The 21,845-nt window shown below is 69.1% G+C and carries 14 protein-coding genes and 2 tRNA genes; 8 read left to right on the top strand and 8 right to left on the bottom strand.

Annotated elements, in window-relative coordinates:
• Positions 1-166 precede the first annotated feature (166 nt).
• Positions 167-3,154, bottom strand: a complete 2,988-nt coding sequence (locus ACIQF0_RS21980) for a BTAD domain-containing putative transcriptional regulator (protein WP_401031948.1) — start codon at positions 3,152-3,154, stop codon at positions 167-169.
• A gap of 746 nt (positions 3,155-3,900) precedes the next feature.
• On the opposite strand from ACIQF0_RS21980, the gene ACIQF0_RS21975 reads away from it, so the two are divergent.
• Both ACIQF0_RS21975 and ACIQF0_RS21970 read left to right on the top strand, forming a co-directional pair.
• Entirely contained in the window at positions 3,901-4,176 is a 276-nt protein-coding gene (locus ACIQF0_RS21975; protein WP_360048166.1) for a hypothetical protein, read from the top strand.
• A gap of 44 nt (positions 4,177-4,220) precedes the next feature.
• Complete coding sequence (locus ACIQF0_RS21970) at positions 4,221-6,776, top strand: BTAD domain-containing putative transcriptional regulator (RefSeq protein WP_401031944.1); 2,556 nt, start codon at positions 4,221-4,223, stop codon at positions 6,774-6,776.
• Positions 6,777-6,852: 76 nt separating this feature from the next.
• Here ACIQF0_RS21970 and ACIQF0_RS21965 read toward each other — a convergent pair whose 3' ends face one another.
• Complete coding sequence (locus ACIQF0_RS21965) at positions 6,853-8,595, bottom strand: proline--tRNA ligase (protein WP_401031941.1); 1,743 nt, start codon at positions 8,593-8,595, stop codon at positions 6,853-6,855.
• Positions 8,596-8,730: 135 nt separating this feature from the next.
• Here ACIQF0_RS21965 and ACIQF0_RS21960 point away from each other — a divergent pair, with 135 nt between their 5' ends.
• On the top strand, positions 8,731-9,090 hold the full coding sequence (locus ACIQF0_RS21960) for a VOC family protein (RefSeq protein WP_401031938.1): 360 nt from the start codon (positions 8,731-8,733) through the stop codon (positions 9,088-9,090).
• 594 nt (positions 9,091-9,684) lie between these two features.
• On the opposite strand, the gene ACIQF0_RS21955 is transcribed toward ACIQF0_RS21960, so the two are convergent.
• Positions 9,685-10,641 carry a GNAT family N-acetyltransferase gene (locus tag ACIQF0_RS21955; protein ID WP_401031935.1) on the bottom strand — a complete coding sequence of 319 codons (957 nt, stop codon included), beginning with the start codon at positions 10,639-10,641 and terminating at the stop codon, positions 9,685-9,687.
• 86 nt (positions 10,642-10,727) lie between these two features.
• On the opposite strand from ACIQF0_RS21955, the gene ACIQF0_RS21950 reads away from it, so the two are divergent.
• Positions 10,728-11,483, top strand: coding sequence for an SAM-dependent methyltransferase (locus tag ACIQF0_RS21950; protein ID WP_401031932.1), 756 nt, complete (start codon positions 10,728-10,730; stop codon positions 11,481-11,483).
• Positions 11,484-11,548: 65 nt separating this feature from the next.
• On the opposite strand, the gene ACIQF0_RS21945 is transcribed toward ACIQF0_RS21950, so the two are convergent.
• The 3 genes from ACIQF0_RS21945 to ACIQF0_RS21935 all read right to left on the bottom strand — a co-directional run bounded on the left by ACIQF0_RS21945 (position 11,549) and on the right by ACIQF0_RS21935 (position 13,048).
• A tRNA-Lys gene (locus ACIQF0_RS21945) sits at positions 11,549-11,620 on the bottom strand.
• Positions 11,621-11,628: 8 nt separating this feature from the next.
• Positions 11,629-11,701: transfer RNA gene (locus tag ACIQF0_RS21940), tRNA-Gln, on the bottom strand.
• A gap of 18 nt (positions 11,702-11,719) precedes the next feature.
• Positions 11,720-13,048, bottom strand: a complete 1,329-nt coding sequence (locus ACIQF0_RS21935) for a hypothetical protein (protein WP_401031930.1) — start codon at positions 13,046-13,048, stop codon at positions 11,720-11,722.
• A gap of 61 nt (positions 13,049-13,109) precedes the next feature.
• On the opposite strand from ACIQF0_RS21935, the gene yaaA reads away from it, so the two are divergent.
• The 4 genes from yaaA (at position 13,110) to ACIQF0_RS21915 (ending at position 18,307) form a co-directional block, all read left to right on the top strand.
• Positions 13,110-13,838 (top strand): peroxide stress protein YaaA, encoded by a 729-nt coding sequence (gene yaaA / locus ACIQF0_RS21930; protein WP_401031927.1) that lies wholly within the window; start codon positions 13,110-13,112, stop codon positions 13,836-13,838.
• Positions 13,839-14,045: 207 nt separating this feature from the next.
• Positions 14,046-15,014 carry a serine protein kinase RIO gene (locus ACIQF0_RS21925; RefSeq protein ID WP_401031924.1) on the top strand — a complete coding sequence of 323 codons (969 nt, stop codon included), beginning with the start codon at positions 14,046-14,048 and terminating at the stop codon, positions 15,012-15,014.
• Between the two features lie 225 nt (positions 15,015-15,239).
• A complete protein-coding gene (locus ACIQF0_RS21920; RefSeq protein ID WP_396426061.1) occupies positions 15,240-16,799 on the top strand; it encodes a DEAD/DEAH box helicase in 1,560 nt (519 codons plus the stop codon).
• A gap of 329 nt (positions 16,800-17,128) precedes the next feature.
• On the top strand, positions 17,129-18,307 hold the full coding sequence (locus ACIQF0_RS21915; protein ID WP_401031920.1) for an MFS transporter: 1,179 nt from the start codon (positions 17,129-17,131) through the stop codon (positions 18,305-18,307).
• Here ACIQF0_RS21915 and ACIQF0_RS21910 read toward each other — a convergent pair.
• Both ACIQF0_RS21910 and ACIQF0_RS21905 read right to left on the bottom strand, forming a co-directional pair.
• Positions 18,252-20,084 (bottom strand): ABC transporter ATP-binding protein, encoded by a 1,833-nt coding sequence (locus tag ACIQF0_RS21910; protein ID WP_401031917.1) that lies wholly within the window; start codon positions 20,082-20,084, stop codon positions 18,252-18,254. The two genes, ACIQF0_RS21915 and ACIQF0_RS21910, sit on opposite strands and share 56 nt — an antisense overlap.
• Positions 20,081-21,811: an ABC transporter ATP-binding protein gene (locus ACIQF0_RS21905; RefSeq protein ID WP_401032805.1), complete on the bottom strand. Its 1,731-nt coding sequence runs from the start codon at positions 21,809-21,811 to the stop codon at positions 20,081-20,083. The genes ACIQF0_RS21910 and ACIQF0_RS21905 overlap by 4 nt, the downstream gene beginning before the upstream one ends.
• Between the last annotated feature and the right edge of the window lie 34 nt (positions 21,812-21,845).

Here is a 21,845-nt window from a genome sequence, read left to right as displayed (position 1 = left end):
CACCGCACGGCCCCTCAGGGTTCGCATGCCTCAGGAACGCCACAAGGCTTCGCGAGTCGATTCGCCCTGGGTCCCGCCCGTCCGAGACGCAACAGTCAGCGGGTCGTCATCACGAGCGCTCGCAACGAGTCGCCGCGCCACGATTCGAAGGCGGCCGGCCGCCGATCTACCGCGCGCCGCCGTTGGACGTGACGGCGGCGGGCAGCGGGTTCTCGGCGGTGATCTTCTCCAGCACCGCCAGCGCCTTGCTCTCCCACAGCGCGAGCCGCAGTTCCTGGAACGTCATCATCGCCTGCTCCACGATCGCGATCGCGTGGAACGTCTCCCCGCGCTGCGACACGAGCTGGGCCAGGTCGAGCCTGATCCGCGCGGCCCCGACGCGGTCGAGGTTCTCCTCGCACAGCCGGATCGCGCGCCGCAGCAACCGCCCCGCCTCGGCGAACATGCGCATGCGGCCGTGGATCAGGCCGAGAGAGTGCAGCGCGTAGCTCTCCCCCACGGTGTCACCGGAGCGCTGCACCATGCCGAGCACCGACGTGATGAGCTGCTGCGCCTGCTCGTAGCGCCCCTGCACGAGCATCGCACTGCCGAGCCGGTACAGGACCTGGGCCTCCACCCGCGGGCTGGAGATCTCGCGGCACATGCCGAGGGCGCCGCGCAGCTGACCGACCGCCAGCTCGTGTTCGCCGCGGTCCAGTGACAGCTGCGCGAGCTGCGACACCACGTAGGCCTGGCCGACGACGTCACCGACGCGTTTGAAGCCCACCAGCGACTGCTCGAAGATCCTCAGGGCGATCTCCGGACGGCCTTCGTTGTACTCCAGCAGGCCGAGGTTGCGGCGCACCAACGCCAGCCCGTGGGTGTCGTCGAGCTCCGTGAACAGCTCCAGCGCCGGTTCGAGAGCGGCACGGGACGCGTCCATGCGCCGCTGGCTGTGGTGCAACGACCCGAGCGAGCACAGCAGGGCCGCGGTGCCGCGCTTGTTGCCCGCCCTGCGCACGGCCTCGAGGGCGCGTTCGTGGGTCTGCTGCCAGTCGTCGAGGTAGCTGCGGGTCTCGAACAACGTCACGAGCGTCATCGCGAGGTCCCAGCACAGCTCGTCCAGGCCGGCGTCGGCGGCCTGCAGGACGGCGGCGCAGATGTTCGGGCGCTCGCTTTCCAGCCACCCCAACGGGTCCTGCAGCACCTGGTCGAGGTACGGGGCGCTGGGCTGCCAGCGCCGGCCGGTGCCGTGCAGAACGGTGAAGTCTCCGCCGTAGAGGCGTTGGTGGGCCTGTTCGGCCATCGCGAGCCAGCCGCCGGCCACGCGTTCGACGGAGGCCAGTTGCGTGGCGGGGGCCTCGTGCACCGCGAGCTGTTCCTTGGCGAACAGGCGGATCAGGTCGTGGAAGCGGTAGCGGGGCAGGCCCGTGATGTCGCTGCCGACCACGTCCAGCAGCTGGGCGTCGACCAGGCGCTCAAGCAGGTCGAAGCCTCGGTGGCGGTCGTCGTCCGTCAAGGCCGAGGCTGTCCAGACGGGCAGGCTTTCCGCTTCCAGCAACGACATCAGCCGCATCACCCGGCACGTGTCGGACTCCAGGCCGTCGTAGGTCAGCGACAGGCTGGCGCGCACGACCATGTCGCCGTGCACCAGTTCGTCGAGACGGTGCCGTTCGTCGGCGAGGCGGCCGACCATCGAGGCGAGGCTCCAGTGTGTGCGGGCGGCGAGGCGGGCGCCGATGATCCGCAACGCCAGTGGGAGCCCTCCCACGACGTCCACCAACGCGGCCGCGGCGACCGGTTCGCTCTGCAGGCGCTGCTTGCCGATGATGCGCCCCAACAACTCCAGAGCGTCATCGGAGTCCATGAAGTCGACGTCGACCAAATGAGATCCGGCGAGACCGGTCAGCCGGGTGCGGCTCGTGACGACCACACCGCACGTGGGAGAGCCCGGAAGCAGTTGGTGCACCTGTGACTCGCTGCCCGCGTCGTCCAGGACCACGAGCACACGGCGGTTCGCGAGCATGCTTCGGTACATGTCCGCCCGCTCGTCGACGCCGTCGGGCAATGTCGAGCCCACGGCACCCAACGCGGACAGGAACCGGCCGAGCACCTCGGCCGGTGTGGCCGGTTTCGCCTGGGTGCCGCGCAGGTCGCAGTACAGCTGGCCGTCCGGGTAGGTCTCGGCGGCGACGCGATGGGCCACGTGCACCGCGAGAGCGCTCTTACCGATGCCCGCCTTGCCGGAGATGTTCACCACCGGCATGGTCATGTGGTCGCCCGCGAGAATGCTCTCAGCGCGCGCCACCACGTCCTGGCGGCCGATGAAGTCGGAGATGGTGGCCGGAAGCTGGTGCGGTGACACGACGTTCTGCACGGTGACCGGAACCGACTTCTCCTGATCGAGGCGCAGCACCTCGTCGTCGGTCAGGATCGCGGTCTCGAGCTTGCGCAACTGGTCGCTCGGTTCGAGGCCCAGGTGTTCGATGAACAGGTCGCGGCCGGCTCGGTAAACGTCGAGCGCCTCGGACTGCCTGCCGGAGCGGTAGAGCGCGAGCATCAACTGGCCGCGCGGGCGTTCTCGCAGCGGGTGTTCCGTCACCATGCTCTGCAATTCACCGATGAGTGCGTGATGGCGGCCCAGCAACAACTCGATGTCGACGCAGTTCTCCAGCACCGACAGACGTTTCTCGTCGAGGCGCAGTGCTTTGTTCTGCAACGTGGCTCCGGCGCCGCCGAGTGCGGGTCCGCGCCACAACGCCAATGCCGCTCGCAACACCGCCGACGCCTCTTCCATGCGGCCCTGCCGGACGGCGGCGTCGGAGTCGGCCACGCGGCGTTCGAAGAGGAAGGTGTCGATCTTGTCCGCGGCGACGCGCAGCAGGTAGCCGGGCTGGCGGGTCTCGATCTGGGCGTCGACGCCGACTCTCGCGAACTCCCGCCGGAGCGCGGACACGCAGATCTGGATCTGCGCCCGTGCGGTCGACGGCGGGGTGTGCTCCCAGACGAGGTCGATCAGCTGGTCCATGCTGACAACGCGATTGGCTTCGAGCAGCAATGCGCCCAGGATCGTCTGCTGACGTCCTGGCGGCACCTGCACCTGCTCCTCCGCTCCGATCACCTCGATCGGACCGAGCAGCTTGAAAATCAGTTCCTCGTCAGGGGCGGAGCTCATGACGGACGACCCCTCGCGCCTCTATTTCCCGCAATGCCCCTGCACCTCACGCTCCGGTCGTTTTCACCGTTACCGAATCACATTTACCGAAGACGTGGAAAAAGGCACTTCCAGGACGTCATCTCAAGATCGGATTTAAGATGAAAATCCTTCACATCTCGTGTTTGACCTCCGGTTGCATCAACTGCAGGCGAGTACTCCGATGGGTGATGATCTCCGAAGTTAGCCTCGGCGAGGAAAACTGTCAAGATCCTTCTTGTGCATGACTACACGATCCACCATAATGCGCTCGATCTCAATAGGCATCTCATTTGGAGATGATCAGATCCGGGGCATCTTGGCAGATCAACGAGTACGTGAACCCGAGAATTCATCGTTGTGGCGGCGGACTTCACGGCGATCGTACGGCATGCCGCCAAGCAGCCTGAACGTCTCATCGGGACTACTCCGAGCGGCACAAGCCGTTCGTTCGGATCGCTAACCGCACCCAACCATTGCGGTACACCGCACCTAATTCTCCGGATAAGCGACCACCCTGCGTAGTAACAGCTGTGTGCTGACTGGCGGGTCAGCTATTGAAGCGTCTCAATTGGTTGCGCGAGCCCCGCCATCACGGCCGATTGATACGCGGTGGGTGCGCGATAGAGCGGCGATGGGCGGCACTTCTAACTTCGTTCTCAGGCACCGATCGAAGGTGTCTGAAGCACAACTCGAACCAAGGACCGACCAAGAAAGAGGAGGCCGACATGATCCGCAAGACGACCGCAGCCGCTCTGGTTCTCTCCGCCATCCCGGCGGCCCTCGCGTTGACGCTCTTCACCGGCACCGCACAGGCCGACGACGACACCCCGTGGGGCAAGGGCGCGGGCGGTGACACCCCCTGGAGCCAGATCGTCAACGACGGCGACACCCCTTGGGGCGCCATCGCTTCCGACGACACCCCGTGGGGCAAGGGCATCACGCTGCCGGCCCTTCCGGCCGACGGCGACACCCCGTGGGACGACGACACTCCTTGGGGCTGATCGTTCCCCCTCCGTTCGGACAGTCACCCAAGGAGGCCAGAACCATGCGATTCCACCTGCTGGGCTCACTGGAAGTCCTCGACGACGACCTGCCCGTGCCGCTGGGCGGCGTCAAGCAGCGCGCGGCTCTGGGTTTCCTCCTGTTGCACGCCAACCGAGTGGTGGCGACGAGCAAGCTGCTCCAAGCGTTGTGGTCACGGGATGTCCCGCCCACGGCGCGCAAGATGCTCCAGAACGCCGTCTCAGGGCTGCGAGGCGTTCTCACTCCCCACGGCAGCAACCCCGAAGGGTCCGCACTGCTGCTGACCCACGCGCCGGGGTACCTGCTGCGCGTGGACCAGAACTCCCTCGACCTGTCGCGTTTCCAGCAACTGACCGAACAGGGACGAGGTGAACTCTCCGCCGGCAACTGGCCCGCCGCGGCGACTGTGCTCCGCAAGGCACTGAGCTTGTGGCGAGGACCGGTGCTCGCGGATCTTGCGGAGACCGGCATCAACTGGCCGGAGCTGACCGCCATCAAAGACGGGCGGCTGGCGACGCAGGAAGACTGCTTCGAGGCAGAACTCGCCTGCGGAAGGCACTACGAGATCATCGGCGAGCTGGAGTCGCTGATCGAGGTGGAGCCGTATCGCGAACGACTCAACGGGCAGCTGATGCTCGCGCTGTACCGGTGTGGCCGGCAGGTGGACGCGCTGAGCGTCTACCGCCGTACCAGGGCGGCGTTGGTGGAGGAACTCGGCCTCGAACCGGGTCGCGAGCTCCAGGAACTGGAGCGCGCGATCCTCGACCACGCCCCCGCGCTGGACCTTCCTCCGTCGGTGCAACGCAGACATCTGCTCTCCGTCGGCCAGGCCTCTCCCGTGTCCGCTCCCGTCGTGATCACGCCACCCGTCGCAGAGCCCGTCGCTCCGGCGGTCACCGCGGGCGCGATGAACGTGACGACCGTGGAGCGCAAGCTCGTCAGCGTCGTGATGGTGTCCGCCCAGCTCGGTCTCGCGGCCGGTGACGGTGACCCGGAGGACGTCGACGCGGTGCACCAGGAAGTCGCTTCCGTCGTCTCCGCCGAGGTTTCCCGTCTTGGGGGCGTCGTCGGCGGCAACGTGGGTTCCGTGTTCCTGGCTCTGTTCGGTGTGCCCAAAACGGCCGAGGACGACGCCGATCGCGCCGTGCGTGCGTCGTTGGCCATCCGCGACCGGTTGGCCGCTGTCGCCGACGTGCAGATCGGCGTGGCGACCGGCGACTCTCTCGTGCGGCTGCCTTCGTCCGGTACGCCCACTGCCACGGGCGTGCTGCTCGATCAGTGCCGTCAGCTGATGGCGTTGTCTCCGCTGGGCGCCGTTCGTACGTGCTCCGCGACCCGTGAGGCGGCAAGTTCGGTGACGTGGGAGGCCGATGGCGCTCCGACCGGGGGCTGGCAGGCGGTCTCGTGCGTGTCACCGCGTGGTGCGACCCGGCGTTCGCAGGCCGCCGTGCCGTTCGTGGAACGTGAGCGTGAGTTGCTGGTGTTGCAAGGGCTTCTCGAAGAAGTCCGCACGCGCCGACGCCCGCACTTCGTGACCGTGCTCGGCGAAGCGGGCGTGGGCAAGACACGGCTCGTCAACGAGCTCACGTCGTCTTGCAAGACCGCATTGCGTGGCACTGCAACGGCTTTCGGCGACGACCACGGCTACGGGCCGCTGTCGGACGTCGTGAGCGGCTTCTCCTCCTTCGAGACCCTGCGGGCCGCTCTCGCGTCGTTGGTCGGCGTCGGTGAGCTCGCGGACCGGCTGCACGGGAGCCTCGCCAGCCTGGCCGAACCCGGTCCTGGTGTGCGGGCGGACTTCCCGGCGTGGCGGCGGTTCCTGGAGGAGGTCGCGGAGTCCGACCCGCTGGTCGTCTTCCTGGAGGACGTGCACTGGGCGAACGACGTGGTGCTCGACTTCGTGGAGGAACTGAGCGAGCACGCCGGTTCCGTGCCGTTGCTGGTGATCGCCACCGCGCGGCCGGAGCTGCTGCAACGCAGGCCGTCGTGGTTCGGCGGCAAGCGCAACGCGACCACGATCAGCCTGGAGCCGTTGTCCCACAACGGAACGCGCAGCCTGCTGAACTCGTTGCTGCAGACCCGCGAGCTGTCGTCCGAACTCTGGCAGGCGCTGGTGACGTGTGTCGGCGGCAACCCGTTGTTCGCCACCGAATACGCCCGCATGGTGGCCGATCCGCGCATGCCGTGCGTGCAGAACGACGCTTCGCTGCCGGTCCCGCCATCAGTGCGTGGCGTGCTGACCGCTCAGCTCGACTCACTGCCGTTCGAGGTGAAGGCGGTGCTTCAGGACGCCGCCGTCGCGGGTGATCTGGTGTCGCCCGGAGCGGTGGCCGCGGCGGGGCAGCGGAACGCTCTCGAGGTCGCCAAGGCTCTGGAACTGCTGGAACAGCGCGACTTCCTGCGCCGTCAGGGCCGCAACAGCGAGACGGGCGAGATCGAGTACGGGTTCCGGCATCTGCTGGTGCGCGACGTCGTGGCGGACCAGTTGCCCCGCGCCGAGCGTGCCGTGAAGCGGGAACGCGCGCTCGGCTGGTTCGAGGAACCGGCACTGGACCTCACCGACCGCCGGGCGGGCTGACCGCTCCCCGGTGACACGCTGAACGCCGGGCCGCGCGACCCACCCCCAGCGCGCTGCCCGGCGTTCAGTTCCTGCTTCAGCTGGTGACGACCTGCACCAGGTGGTCGACGGCCTCCGCGACCGGCACCTCGACGCGCTCGCCGGAGCGGCGGTCCTTGACCTCGACCGTGCCGTCCTTCAGGCCGCGGCCGATCACCAGGATCGTCGGGACGCCGACGAGCTCGGCGTCCGCGAACTTCACGCCGGGGCTCGCCTTGCGGTCGTCCAGCAGGACGTTGAGGCCCTTGGCGCTGAGCTGCTTCGCGAAGTCCTCACCGGCGTTCATCAGCGTCTCGTCCTTGCCGGCGACCACGACGTGGACGTCGGCGGGGGCGACGTTGCGGGGCCAGATCAGGCCGCGGTCGTCGTGCGACTGCTCCGCGATGACCGCGACGAGCCGCGAGACGCCGACGCCGTACGAGCCCATGGTGATGCGGACGGGCTTGGAGTCCGGGCCGAGGGCGTCGAGCGAGAACGCGTCCGCGTACTTGCGGCCGAGCTGGAAGATGTGGCCGATCTCGATGCCGCGCGCGGCGACCAGCACACCCTTGCCGTCCGGCGACGCGTCACCTTCGCGGACCTCGGCGACGTCGATGACGCCGTCGGGGGTGAAGTCGCGGCCCGCCACCAGGTCGACGACGTGGTGGTCGGCCTTGTCCGCGCCGGTGACCCAGGCGGTGCCCGTGACGACGCGGGGGTCGGCGAGGAAGCGGATGCCGTTGGCCTGGATGGCTCCCGGGCCGATGTAGCCCTTCACCAGGAACGAGTTCTTGGCGAAGTCGGCCGCCTCCAGCATCGCGACCTCAGCCGGTTCGAGGGCTGCCTCGAGGCGCTTGAAGTCGACCTCGCGGTCACCGGGGACGGCGATCGCGAGCAGCTCCCAGTCCTTGCCGGGGCTCTTGACCTTCACCAGGACGTTCTTCAGCGTGTCCGCCGCGGTGAACTTGCGGTCGGTGTTGGCGTTGAGGAAGTCCACCAGCGTCTCGATGGTGGGCGTGCTCGGCGTGTGGTGCACCTGTGCGGCGGGCTTGTCGTCGATCGACTGCGCGGGGGGCACGGGCGTCGCGACGGCCTCGACGTTCGCCGCGTAACCGGACTCGGTGCTGCGCACGAACGTGTCCTCGCCCGTCTCGGCGACGGCCAGGAACTCCTCGGACGCCGAGCCGCCCATCGCACCGGACGTGGCGGAGACGATCACGTACTCCAGGCCGAGCCGGTCGAAGATGCGGATGTAGGCGTCGCGGTGGTTCTGGTACGACTGGCTCAGGCCCTCGTCGGTGAGGTCGAACGAGTACGAGTCCTTCATCAGGAACTCGCGGCCGCGCAGGATGCCCGCACGGGGACGCGCCTCGTCGCGGTACTTGGTCTGGATCTGGTACAGCGTGACGGGGTAGTCCTTGTAGGAGCTGTACTCACCCTTCACGGTGAGGGCGAACATCTCCTCGTGCGTGGGGCCGAGGAGGTAGTCGGCGCCCTTGCGGTCCTTGAGGCGGAACAGGTTGGGGCCGTACTCCTCCCACCGGTTCGTCGCCTCGTAGGGCTCCTTGGGCAGCAGCGCGGGGAACTGGATCTCCTGCGCGCCGAAGGCGTCCATCTCCTCGCGGACGACGGCCTCGATGTTGCGCAGGACCTTGAGGCCCAGCGGCAGCCAGGTGTACCCGCCCGGCGCGACGCGGCGGACGTAGCCGGCGCGCACCAGCAGCTTGTGGCTGGGCACTTCGGCGTCCGCCGGATCCTCGCGAAGGGTGCGCAGGAACAGCGACGACATCCTGGTGATCACGGTGGGTGCTCCTCGTTCACGGGCAGTTGAAACAGCGTACTGGTTGGGCGTTCCCCGAAATCGCGCGCGGTGCTCCGTCTGGGCTCTGACCTGGGCGAACCAGAATTGTCAGACCCCTTGAGTAGCGTCCGATCCATGCCTCTGACCATTGCCATGATCACCATCGACACGGGCGACGCGCGCAAGCTCGCGGAGTTCTGGACGGCCGCACTCGGCACCACGATCCAGAACGACTGGGGTGAGTTCATCGTGCTCGCGCCGAACACCGAGACCGGCGTCGCGCTCGGCATCCAGCAGGTGCCGGACGCCACGCCGGGCAAGAACAGAGTCCACTTCGACTCGCACGTGCCGGACCGCAAGGCGGAGGTCGCCCGCCTCCTCGCGCTCGGCGCCACGGAGATCGCGGTGCACAGCGTTCCCGGTCTCGTCTGGACCGTGCTCGCCGACCCGGACGGCAACGAGTTCTGCGTCGGCCAGGCCGGCGAGGAGCTCTAGCGGTACGACTCGGCCCGTCGCCGGACGAGTTCGCTCCGCACCGGGCCGGGTCACGCCGTCAGAGCGCCACCGGCAGCCGGGAGCTCCAGCGGCACGGCTCGGTCCGTCGCCGGGCGAATTCGCTCGCCGGCAGACCGGGCTACGCCGTCAGAACGCCACCGGCGGCCGGGAGCTCCAGCGGCACGGCTCGTCCGTTGCCGGGCGAATCCGCCTGCCATCGGGCCGAATCACGCCGTCAAAGCGCCACCGGCAGCCCAGAGCACTAGCGGTACGACTCGGTCCGTCGCCGGACGAACCCGCCCGCCATCGGGCCGAGTCACGCCGTCAAAGCGCCACCGGCAACCCAGAGCACTAGCGGTACGACTCGGTCCGTCGCCGGACGAATCCGCCCGCCACCAGACCGAGTCACACCCGTCAACGCGCCACCGGCAACCGAGAAACTCCAGCGGCACGGCCGTCCGTTCCTAGGCGAGTTCGCTCACCACCAGGCCGGGTTACACCGTCAGAGCGTCGACCAGTCCAGCGAAGAGCTCCAGCGGTGCGGCTCAGTCCGTTGCCGGGCGAATCCGCTCACCACCCGACCGGGTCACCCGGTCAGAGCGCGACCGGCAGCCCGTAGTCGATCCAGGTCCGCGCCACCTCGAACCCGGCGCGCTCGTACACGCCGAGCGCACGGGTCGAGTTGGCCGAGTCCACGGAGAGCCCGGCGCGGTGATAGCCCTGCGTCCTGCCCTGAGCCAGCGTGCGGCTCAGCAGGGCCGAGGCCACCCCACGCCCGCGGTGCTCCTCCAGGGTGCCGACGTCCCCGATCCACAACTCGCGGACGCCGGTCATCTCCTCGACCACCGGGTAGTGCCGTGCGAGCACGAACCCGACCACGGCGCCTCCGGAGAGCGCCAGGAAGGAGGACTCCGGAACGAACCGCAAGCTGTCGGTGAACGACGCCGCCCACTCCTCAGGGCTGCGGTCGACCGACCCCCAGTGCTGGGCGAAGGCCGTGTTGCAGACGTTGCGGACCTCTTCGCCGCGGGCCGCGGAGAACGGCACGATCTCGTAACCGGACGGGATCGGGACCTGGGCGAGTGACTCGCCCAGTGCCACCTCCAGCTCGTAGAAGTAGCGGTCGGCGCCGAAGCCGAGCTTCTCGACCAGGGCGACGTGTCCCTCGGAGCGGCTCTCGACCATGGTGCACACGGCGAGCGGCAGGTCCGGGTGTCGTGCGACGTGGAGGTCGTGCGCCAGGGTGGCGAGGCGCGGCAGCAGTTGCCGCCCGATGCCCTCGCGGCGGAACTCGGGGTGGACCGCTCCGTCGAGCCGGACGCGGTGCGTGCCCACGGGGTTGTCGCGCAACGCGACCAGCCCGTAGGCGGCAAGCCTTCCGCCCGCGAGCACGGCCAGCGATCCACCGGGCAGGTCGGCCTTGCCGAACGACTCCGCGAAGTCCTCTTCGGACAACAGTTCGCCGGTGTCGTCGACCGCCTCGGCCGCGTTGTAGAGCGCGGCCACCGCCGGGATGTCCGCTGTCGTGAGCGGGCGCCACACGAGTTCCACGTCGAATGACGCTACGGGGAGGGGATGTCGCCAACAACCGAATAACGCGTTGCCCGCGATGAGCCACCGGGGCCATCCTGCGAGCGATGACGCCACCGGAGATCGCACCGCTGCACGAGGACCTGACGTTCCACGGACCTCTGTCCGAGGCACGAGCAGCTCGCCTCATCCGCTCACTCCTGCCGTTGGACGACGCCCACGTGCTGGACGTGGGTTGCGGCTGGGCGGAGTTCCTCCTGCGGACCCTGGAAGCCGCTCCCACGGCCACCGGCACCGGTGTCGACCTGAACGCCGCGGACATCGCGCACGGTCAGGCCAACGCCGAGGCACGAGGACTGGCCGGCCGCGTCAGTCTGCAGGTGGCGGACGTGGCCCGGTGGCATCCGGACCGGCCGGCCGACGTCGTGATCGTCAACGGCGCCAGCCAGGTGTGGGGCGGAGACCCGTTGCAGCACACGGCGAACGCGCTCACGGCGGCGAAGCGGCTGTTGCGCGCGGGCGGCAGGCTTCTGCTGGGCGAGGGTTTCTGGGAACGCGAGCCGACCGAGGAACAGTTGGCGGCCATGCCGGTGCCACGCGACCAGTACGGCTCGGTGGCCGATCTGGTGGACCTCGCGCACGCTCACGGCTACCGCATGCTCGCGGTGGAACAGGCGAGCCTCGACGAGTGGGACGTGTTCGAGAACGGGCACGGTCTCGCCTGGGAACGCTGGCTGCGCGACAACCCGGACTCCGAGCACGCGCCGGAGATCAGGGCGAAGGCCGACACCTCCCGGGGCTACCGGTTGCGGGGGTGGCGCGGCACGCTCGGCCTGGCCTACCTGACGCTCCAGGCGCCGTAGGCCTGGTCCGGTAGGCCTCGTCCGCGACAGTCACGGACGAGGCCGGCGCGCCGCACCTCCGTCGGGGAACACGGCCGGGCTCGAACCGGCGTCCCTCCGGATCAAGAGCCGGAGCTCTACCACTGAGCTACGCGTTCCAAGGGCGTTCGGCGGGCCGGGCTCGAACCGGCGTCCACCCGGCCCCAGAGCCGGGCGCTCTACCTCTGAGCTACCACCGAACGCACCACACAGCCTGCTCAGCCGGGAAGGTCCTGTCCACCGAATACCTCGGTGCGCAGTGGCTTGCCGCTGAACGCGTGCGCACGCCGCAATGCCATGGCCCACAACGGATCCGACACGGCCACGCCGTGCACGAGTTCCGGGGTCGGCCGGAAACGCGCGATCAGGCCGTGCTTGCGGGGCGCGGTCCAGCCGGCGCGCTGAGGATCCACGCCGTGCGAACGGCACGCGACCTCGACGAACGAACGCGTGCACGTCGCGGTGCCGTCCAGCACCTCCCACGGCAGCGGCAGGGATGCCCACACGGCGGTGTCCGGGTGCAGGCCGCCACCGGTCTGCTCGTGCCACCAGGCCAGGTCTGCCGCCATGACGCGCATCGTCTTGCCCGGCCAGGCGGCCTCGAGCAACGAGGTGAGACCCGCGGCGTGCAGGCAGGCGATCCACGCGGTGCGGGCGGCGTTGTAGGCACCGGCGTAGGCGTTCCAGGTCGACGAGTCGACACCGGAGCGCACGATCATCGTCGCCCTGTCCACGTCGGACGTGCGCCACAGCTCGCCGAGCACGGAGGCGATGGACCTCGTCGCCGCGGACCACCGGCCGAGCAACTCACCGAGCTGCTCTGCGGACAGGTGCCGCAGGACGTCCCACACCGGGTGCGCGAGCGCGATCATCGCCCAGTCCGTGCCGGACCGGCACCGTTCGAGGAGCACGTCGGCCACCTGGTCGAACGGGTTCTCGCGGCCGGCCAGGCTGAACTCGCGGCGCAGCTTGCGGCGCGCCGTGAAGTACGCGACGAAGCAGGCCGCGTCGGGGTCCGCCCGGAAGCGGTCGCGGTCGATCACACCCACGAACCCAGCCGACGCGAGCAAGGTCGCGCGGCGCAGTTCCTGGGCGCGCCCCAGCCGATCGGCCTTCGCGGACAGCCTGCGCAGCACGCGGAAGCGGCGGTTGTACTGCCGCTTCGACAGTTCGATGCCGGCGGACGCGCGGGCGTCGCGGTTCAGCCGGTCCGCGAGGAAGTCCGCGTGCTCCGGGTCGAAGCCGATGCCGGCACCGGCCAGCGCCGCGAACTCCAGCACCGACAGCGGGGCCTCGACGTCGACCACGTCGTCCATCTCGAACAGGCGGCGGGTGGCGGCGACCTGACGTGCGGCACCGACCGGGCGGGCGTAGTCGTCGCTCATCCCGGAGAAGCCGTGCAGGCGGGACGCGTGCGCCGCGACACCGTTGATCACCGCACGCTCGCGCCGCTTGAGCGACGGCAGCGCCTCCAGCACGAGAACTGCCACGTCCTCCGGGCGCGGCCGGGCGTCGAGCGAGCGGTACAGGCGGTCGAGTGCGTCCACGCCTTCCAGATGACCACGCCCTGTCCAGCTGTTTTCCGGCTTTGCCCTACCCTTTTCAACCGTGCTGGTGCTGCTTCCCCCGTCGGAGACCAAGGCGATCGGCGGCGAGGGCGCGCCGCTCGACCTCGACGCGCTGTCGTTCCCCGAGCTCAACCCCGTGCGCGACAAGCTGGTGTCCGCGCTGGCCGATCTCGCGAAGAACGTCCCGGCGAGCCTCAAGGCGCTCGACATCTCCGAACGCCAGGTCGACGAGGTGCACCGCAACGCGGCGCTGCGCACGTCGGAGACCACGCCCGCACTGTTGCGCTACACCGGTGTGCTTTACGACAACCTGGACTTCCCGTCGTTGAAGAAGGCGGCGAAGGAACGCGCCTACCAGCGGCTCGCGGTCGCGTCGGCGCTGTTCGGGGCGGTGCGCGGCGGCGATCCCGTGCCCGCGTACCGGTTGTCCGGCGGCAGCACGCTGCCCGACCACGGCAGCCTGCGGACGTTGTGGAAGCCCGCCCTGGAGCCGTTGTTCGAGGACGCCGGCGAGTTCGTCGTCGACCTGCGGTCCGGCGCGTACTCCAGCCTCGCGCGGATCCCCCACGCCGTCGTCGTCCGGGTGATCACGAGCGAGGGCAAGGTCGTGAGCCACTTCAACAAGGCGCACAAGGGGTTGCTCGCGCGCGCCATCGCGACGTCCAGCGCGGAGCCGCACGACCTGAAAGGCCTGGTCAGGCTCGCACAGAAGGCCGGGCTCACGATGGTGCCGACGGGCGAGAAGACCGCGGACCTGATCACCGGTTAATTCGGTTGCGGGCATCGGACCCGCGCGGCAAGCTTCTCTCCGAAGCGTGAAACGAAGCTGGATCGAGGAGGTGCGTGATGTCAGAGCCTGTCTTTGGACGTGGCACCGCGTTCGCGACCCGTCCAGCCGCCCTTCGCGCCTGATCAGCACCGTTTGATCGCAGAGCGCCAGTGGGGCGGTCACCTTCGCCTTTTGGGAGACCCCACCGTGCGCGAGCACGATCTTTTCGAACGTTACGAATCTGCTTTCGACGGCGCCGACGACACCATGCGGCGCAAGGGAAAGCGCACCAACCGGATCGCCGACGACGCGGGACCGACGCGTCGCGGCCGAATGACCGAGGAAGAGAAGCTGCGGGTCTCGCGACTGCGCGAGGACCAGCTCAGCTCCGCGGACACCCCCGAGGACGGCGACCGCTGGTCCACGTGGGGCGACGCCGACCAGGGTCCGAAACCGCATCCTGACTGGCTCATCACGGAACTGGCCGCGGTCGACCGCGAGCTGGGCATCGTGAAGACCGGCAAGGAGGCGGACGTCTTCCTGCTGGAACGCGCCATCGGCGACAGGTCGACCCTGCTCGCCGCGAAGCGCTACCGCAGCAACGACCACCGGATGTTCCACCGCGACGCGGGGTACCTCGAGGGTCGTCGCATGAAGAAGTCCCGTGAGACGCGGGCGATCGCGAACCGCACCGCGTTCGGGCGCAACCTGATCGCGGAGCAGTGGGCGGTCGCGGAGTTCGCCGCGCTCGCCCAGCTGTGGCAGATCGGCGCACCCGTGCCGTATCCGGTGCAGCGCAGCGGCACCGAGCTGCTGCTGGAGTTCATCGGGGACGCCGACGGCACGGCGGCACCGCGGCTCGCGCAGGCCCGTCCCGACGAGGACGAGCTGCTCGACCTGTGGCGTCAGCTGGTCGCGACGCTGATGACGCTCGCCGAGGCGGGCATGACGCACGGCGACCTCTCGGCTTACAACCTGATGGTCCACGACGGCAGGCTGGTCATGATCGACCTGCCGCAGGTGGTCGACCTGGTCGCGAACCCCCGCGGCCCGGAGTTCCTCGACCGCGACGTCCGCAACATCTGCGGCTGGTTCGCCTCGCGTGGCCTGCCGCACGAGATCGGCGACGCGTCCGCGCTGGTGGCGACGCTGCTGGACGTGGCGGGTATGGCCTGACCCACGTTGCGCGCCCGGCCGTGTCCAACGACACTGCCGGGCGCGCAAGGCTTCGCGATAGATCAGCTAGACTGTGCTGTACACCGATGCAGGCTTGACGGCCGTTGACCGGTGTTTCCACCCACTCATCAGCGGCGTGACCATCACGCCGGGCCCGTCCTTGTGATCGGCACCGCGGTAGCTCGCGGGGCAGCCTCGAGACGTGCCATGTCCCGGAGGTTTGTTTTGCCATCAATGTCCGAAGGCCGTTCCGAGCGTGGGCAAAGCCGCAGGTCACCGCGGCGCCGCTCGGGTCGCCAGGGCAATTCCTCGCGTCCGCAGCAGCGGGTCGAGGAACCGATCGTCGCCGAGGTCTTCGAGAGCACGCTGCCGGAAGGCCCGCTGCCCTCGTTCGCTGAACTCGGCCTTGCCGACGCGCTGATCAAGTCGCTCGTCGCCAACGAAATCACCGAGCCGTTCCCGATCCAGGCGGCCACCCTTCCCGACGCCATGGCCGGCCGCGACATCCTCGGCCGTGGCCAGACCGGCTCCGGCAAGACGCTGGCGTTCGGCCTCGCGATGCTGACCCGCCTCGCGACCGGCCGCTCGCAGCCGAACAAGCCGCGCGGCCTGATCCTCGTCCCGACCCGCGAGCTCGCGATGCAGGTGGAGACGGCTCTCATGCCGCACGCCCGCTCGCTGGGCCTGTGGTGCCGCGTCGTCGTCGGCGGCACGTCGTTCCCGCGCCAGATCGAACACCTGCGCCGCGGCGTCGACCTGCTGATCGCGACGCCGGGCCGTCTGTCCGACCACGTCCGCCAGGGCACGTGCGACCTCGGCTCCGTCGAGATCACCGCGCTGGACGAGGCCGACCAGATGGCCGACATGGGGTTCATGCCCCAGGTCCGCGCGATCCTCGACCTGACCCCGCAGGACGGCCAGCGCCTGCTGTTCTCCGCGACGCTCGACGGCGACGTGGACAAGCTGGTCCGCCAGTACCTGCACAGCCCGGTGACGCACTCGGTGGCCCCGGCCACCGCCAGCGTCACGACCATGGAGCACCACCTGCTGTTCGTGTCCGCTGAGGACAAGCAGAACGTGGTGACCGAGGTGGCCGCGCGCGAGGGCCGCACGATCATGTTCGTGCGCACCAAGCACCACGTCGACCGCCTGGCCAAGAAGCTCCGCTCGGTCGGCGTCCACGCCGGCGCCCTGCACGGCGGCAAGGCTCAGAGCGCACGCACCCGCGTGCTCGGCGAGTTCCGCGAGGGCACCACGCCAGTTCTGATCGCGACGGACGTCGCGGCACGCGGCATCCACGTCGACGACGTCTCACTCGTCGTGCACGTGGACCCGCCGGCCGACCCGAAGGACTACCTGCACCGCGCCGGCCGCACGGCCCGCGCAGGCCAGTCCGGCACGGTCGTCACCCTGGTCACGCACGACCAGCGCCGCGCAGTCCAGGGCATGGCCGCACGCGCGGGCATCCGTCCGGAGAGCACGAAGGTGCGCCCCGGCGACGACGACCTGGTCCGCATCACCGGTGCCCGCACGCCTTCGGGCGAGCCGATCATCGAGCGCGAGAAGCCGGCCCGCCGCAGCGGCGGCTCCGGCGGTCGTCGCTTCGGCGCCCCCGCGGCCGCCGGCAGCGGTGGCGGTGGCTACCGCGGCGGCTCCGGCCGGCGCACCGAGGGCGGCGAGTTCCGCGGTGGACCGCGCCGTTCGGAGCGTTCCGAGGGTGGTCGCACGTTCGGGCGGACCGAGCGCGGCGCGGGTCGTCCGCGCCGGGCAGCACCGCAGCACTGAGCTTGATCTGATCAACGGCTGAAGGCCGCTTCCCCGTCTCGGGGAGGCGGCCTTCGTCGTGTGCGGGGGTCTGTCGTCTTGAAGGACGTCCTTTGCCGTGCGGTAGCTGCCTCTCCTGGTCGGGAACGGCGTTGGCTGCGTTGGGGTGGGCCGTTCCCCACGACGAAGCGCCGCTTTTCGCCGTTCTGTGGCCGAGTTGTCCACAGATCGGTGAGCGGTGGGTTGACGCGCCCGAATCGTCGTTAAGTTGGGTGGAGGCAGGTGGTCAGCCCCCTGGGTGGGCGGGGCCTGAGCAGCGGGCGTTTTCGGTGCGGCACGTAAGGTGCGGCATGGGGCGGAACTGGTACCTGCTGTGGGGCGGCAGCGCCATCTCGGCGTTGGGGGACGGCATCTTCCTGGCGGCACTTCCGTTGCTCGCCACCACGCTCACGCAGGATCCGAAGCTGATCGCGGGTGTCAGCTTCTTCGGCACGCTCCCCTGGCTGCTGGTCGCGCTTCAGGCAGGAGCCGCGGCAGACCGGTACGACGGCCGGCGTCTGCTGCTCACGGCCTTGTGGGTCCAGTGCGCGCTCATGGCGTTGCTCGCCGCTTTCCACGGTGCGCACATCGCCTTCCTGTACGGCATGGCGTTTCTGATCGGCGCCGCCGAGACCGTGCCGAGGGCAGTCGGTCAGCCGCTCATCAAGGCCACCGTGGAGAACCACCTGCTGGAGCGGGCGAACGGGCGCCTGTTCTCGTCTCAGGCGGTAGCACTGCAGTTCGCTGGACCACCGCTCGGCGGGCTGTTGTTCGCGATCGCGGTGCCTGCGCCGTTCTGGGTCAACGCGCTGACGTTCGCCATCGCGGCGGTGCTGGTCATGAAGATGCGCACCGAACGCAAGGAGCCGTTGGCCCGGCCGAAGGTGACCGAAGGCTTGCGGTGGCTGGTGAAGCACAAGGCGCTGAGGACCATCACGGTCGTCTCGGCGACGACGAACCTGTGCATCGCGATGACGATGGCGACGCTGGTGTTGTTCGCCCAGCAGAGGCTTGGGCTGACGAACGCCGGGTTCGGGGCCTTTCTGGCCACGCTGGCGTGCGGCGGGGTGGCAGGTGGGTTGCTCGCCGAGCGGTTGCTCGCGCGGTACCGCCACATGGTCGCGGTGACAGTGGTGCTGATTCCGTTGATGTGGCTGGGGATCGCGACGCTCGCCCACGATCTCGCCACGGTCGCGGTGTTCGCGGTCGTGAGTTCGTTCTGCACGGCGGTGTGGGGCGTGGCGACCTCGAGCTTCCGGCAGAGAGTGGTTCCCACGGAGTTGCTCGGCCGCGTCAGCAGCGCGCAGACCCTGATCACCTGGGGTGTTCAGCCGGTCGGCGCGCTGCTGGGCGGACTCACCGCTGACTACTTCGGACTGCTTGCTCCCTGGTACGTGTCGGTCGCGCTGCGAACCGCCGTGGGGCTGCTTAGCCTCAGATCGCTGCGGCGAACTGCGCTGAGTACAGCCGGTGGTACGCGCCCTGCCTAGCGAGCAGCTCCTCGTGCGTGCCCTGTTCGACGATGCGGCCGGCCTCCATCACCAGGATCAGATCGGCGTCGCGGATGGTGGACAGCCGGTGGGCGATGACGAACGACGTGCGCGACGAGCGCAGTGCTGCCATGGCGTGTTGCACCAACGACTCCGTGCGGGTGTCGACTGAGCTGGTGGCCTCGTCGAGGATCAGCAGCGTCGGGTCGGACAGGAACGCACGCGCGATGGTGAGGAGTTGTTTCTCGCCCGCCGAGACGTTCGAGCCCTCCTCGTCGATCACGGTGTCGTAGCCGTCGGGCAGGCAGCGCACGAAACGGTCCACATAGGTCGCTTCGGCCGCGGCGAGGATCTCCTCCTCTGTGGCGCCCGGTTTGCCGTAGGCGATGTTGTCGCGGATGGTGCCGCCGAACAGCCATGTCTCCTGCAGCACCATGCTTGCCTGTGCGCGCAGGTCCGCGCGGCGCAGTGAGGTGATGTCGACGTCGTCGAGGGTGATGCGGCCGCCGCTGAGTTCGTAGAACCGCATGATGAGGTTCACCAGCGTTGTCTTGCCGGCGCCGGTGGGGCCGACGATGGCGATCATCTGGCCCGGTTCTGCGACCAGGGACAGGTTCTCGATCAGGGGCTTGTCCGGGTCGTAGGAGAACGACACGTTCTGGAACTCGACCTTGCCGCAGCGCCACGGGGGTGGAACGGCGTCCGAGGAGTCCGGGCGTTGTTCCGGTGCGTCGAGGAGTTCGAAGACGCGCTCCGCCGACGCCACGCCGGACTGCAGCAGGTTCGACAGCGATGCCGCCTGCGTCAAAGGCTGGGTGAACTGGCGCGAGTACTGGATGAACGCCGTCACCTCGCCCAGCGTCATGCCGCCGGAGGTGATGCGCAGGCCGCCGATCACCGCGATGGCGACGTAGCTGAGGTTCGACAGGAACATCATCGACGGCATGATCAGGCCGGACACGAACTGCGCGCCGGCCGCCGCCTCGTACAGCTCGTCGTTGCGGCGGCGGAACTCCGCCTCCGACTCCTGCTGCCTGCCGAACGCCGTCACCAGCTGGTGGCCGCTGAACGCCTCCTCGATGTGCGCGTTCAGGCGGCCGGTGTGCTTCCACTGCGCCACGAACTGCTTCTGCGCGCGCTTGCCGATCGCGCCGGTCAGGGCGACCGAGATCGGGATGACCAGCATCATCACCACCGCCAGCAGCGGCGAGATCACGAACATCATCACCGTCACACCGATGATGCTCAGAACGGCCGTCAGCAGCTGGCTCATCGTCTGCTGCAACGTAGTCGCGATGTTGTCGATGTCGTTGGTGACGCGGGAGAGCAGCTCGCCGCGCGGCTGGCCGTCGAAGTACTTGAGCGGCAACCGGTGCAGCTTCTCCTCGACGCTCTCGCGCAGCCGGTAGACCACGCGCTGCACCACGCCGTTCAGCAGCCGCGACTGCAGCCAGCTGAACAACGAGGCGAACACGTACAGACCCAGCGCGAACGAGAGCACCGCCCCCAGCGAACCGAAGTCGATGCCCGGCCCGCGCAGGCCGTTGAAGATGATGTCGGTGGCGTCGCCGAGGATCTTCGGGCCCAGGACGGTGAACGCGATGCCGAGCACGCCGAGTCCGACGACCGCGACGAACGTGACGCGTTCGGGTTTCATCAGGCCGGCCACGCGCCGGGCCGACGTGCCGAAGTCCGCGGCCTTGCCGACCGGCGCCTGCATGGCGAACCGCCCGGCGGGGCCGCCCATCGGCCGCGGCTGCTCACGGGTGGTGGTCATGACGCTTCCTCCGGCGTGAGCTGGGAGTGGACGATCTCCAGGTACGTGGGGCAGTTGTCCATCAGCTCGCGGTGCGTGCCCCTGCCGACGATCTCGCCGTTCTCCAGCACGAGGATCTGGTCGGCCTGGGCCACTGTGGACACCCGCTGCGCCACGACGATCACGGCGGCGTCGCGCGTGTACGGCTTCAGCGCCGCGCGCAACGCCGCGTCGGTGGCGAGGTCGAGCGCGGAGAACGAGTCGTCGAACAGGTACACGTCCGGCCTGCGCACCAGTGCCCGTGCGATGGAGAGCCGCTGCCGCTGGCCGCCGGACAGGTTGGTGCCGCCCTGCGCGATCGTGGCGTCGAGCCCGCCCATCGCGGTGACGAAGTCGCGTGACTGCGCGATGTCCAGCGCCGTCCACATCTGCTCGTCGGTGGCGTCCGGCGCGCCGTGCTGGAGGTTCGACCGCACGGTGCCGGTGAACAGGTACGACACCTGCGGCACGAGCCCGATCCGCGATCGCAGCGTCTCGGGGTCCTGCGCCCGCACGTCGACGCCGCCGACCCGCACCTCCCCCGCCGTCACGTCGATCAACCGCGGGATCAGGCTCATCAACGTCGTCTTGCCGGATCCGGTGCTGCCGATGATCGCGGTGGTCTGCCCGGCGCCCACGCTGAACGACGTGCTCCGCAGCACCGGCGCGTCGGCACCGGGATACCGGAACTCCGCGCTGTGGAAGGAGACCTCGCCGCGCCCGTGAGACGCGGCCACCGACTCCACCGGAGCGTGCACCGACGGTTCGGTCTCGATGACCTCGATGATCCGCCCGGCGCTGACGGAGGCACGCGGCACCATCGTGGAGATGAACGACGCCATCATCACCGACATCAGGATCTGCAGGAGGTAGGCGAGGAACGCGGTCAGCGCGCCGACCTGCATCTCCCCGTCCGCCACGCGGTGCGCCCCGAACCACAGGACCGCGACGCTGGACACGTTGAAGATCAGCGTGACCGTCGGGAAGATCATCGCCTGGAGCCGGCCCGCCCGAAGCGCGATGTCGGTGAGCTGCGCGTTGGCGTCGGCGAACCGTTCGGTCTCGGCCTTCTCCCGCACGAACGCCCGCACCACGCGCACGCCGGTGAGCTGTTCGCGCAGCACCCGGTTCACGTGGTCGATGCGCTCCTGCTGACGCCGGAACAACGGCACCATCCGCACGGTGATCATGCCGATCGCGATCGCCAGCACCGGCACGCACACCAGCAGCAGCCACGACAGCCCGACGTCCTCGCGCAGCGCCATCACGACACCGGCCACGGACATGATCGGCGCCGCGACGAACATCGTCGTCAGCATCACGACCAGCACCTGCACCTGCTGCACGTCGTTCGTCGTGCGGGTGATCAGCGACGGCGCCCCGAACCGCGCGACCTCCTGCGCGGAGAACGAGCCGACCCGGTGGAACACCCCGGACCGCACGTCCCGCCCGAACGCCATCGCGGTGCGCGTGCCGAACTTGACCGCGACGATCGAACAGGCGATCTGCAGCAGCGAGACGACGAGCATCCAGACGCCCTGGTCCACGATGTACGAGGTGTCACCGCGCGCGACGCCGTTGTCGATGATGTCGGCGTTGAGGCTCGGCAGGTACAGCGAGGCGATCGTGCCGACGAGCTGCAACCCGACGACGATCGTCAGCTCCCTGCGATACGGCCGCAGGTAGGTGGTCAGCAGGCGGGTGAGCACTCGGTCCCCGCCTGGTGGCGAGGCTGTCTGGGTG

Source organism: Lentzea sp. NPDC092896 (assembly GCF_044754905.1).
In the GTDB taxonomy this organism is placed as follows: Bacteria; Actinomycetota; Actinomycetes; order Mycobacteriales; family Pseudonocardiaceae; genus Lentzea.
The sequence above is the reverse complement of the archived record's forward strand: the minus strand, read 5'-3'. Positions and strand labels throughout refer to the sequence as shown.

Bases quoted from the DNA above. Each gene is read 5' to 3' on its own strand.
- ACIQF0_RS21980 (WP_401031948.1), bottom strand. From the start codon at position 3,154: ATGAGCTCCGCCCCTGACGAGGAACTGATTTTCAAGCTGCTCGGTCCG.
- ACIQF0_RS21975 (WP_360048166.1), top strand. From the start codon at position 3,901: ATGATCCGCAAGACGACCGCAGCCGCTCTGGTTCTCTCCGCCATCCCG.
- ACIQF0_RS21970 (WP_401031944.1), top strand. From the start codon at position 4,221: ATGCGATTCCACCTGCTGGGCTCACTGGAAGTCCTCGACGACGACCTG.
- ACIQF0_RS21960 (WP_401031938.1), top strand. From the start codon at position 8,731: ATGCCTCTGACCATTGCCATGATCACCATCGACACGGGCGACGCGCGC.
- ACIQF0_RS21950 (WP_401031932.1), top strand. From the start codon at position 10,728: ATGACGCCACCGGAGATCGCACCGCTGCACGAGGACCTGACGTTCCAC.
- ACIQF0_RS21915 (WP_401031920.1), top strand. From the start codon at position 17,129: ATGGGGCGGAACTGGTACCTGCTGTGGGGCGGCAGCGCCATCTCGGCG.
- ACIQF0_RS21910 (WP_401031917.1), bottom strand. From the start codon at position 20,084: ATGACCACCACCCGTGAGCAGCCGCGGCCGATGGGCGGCCCCGCCGGG.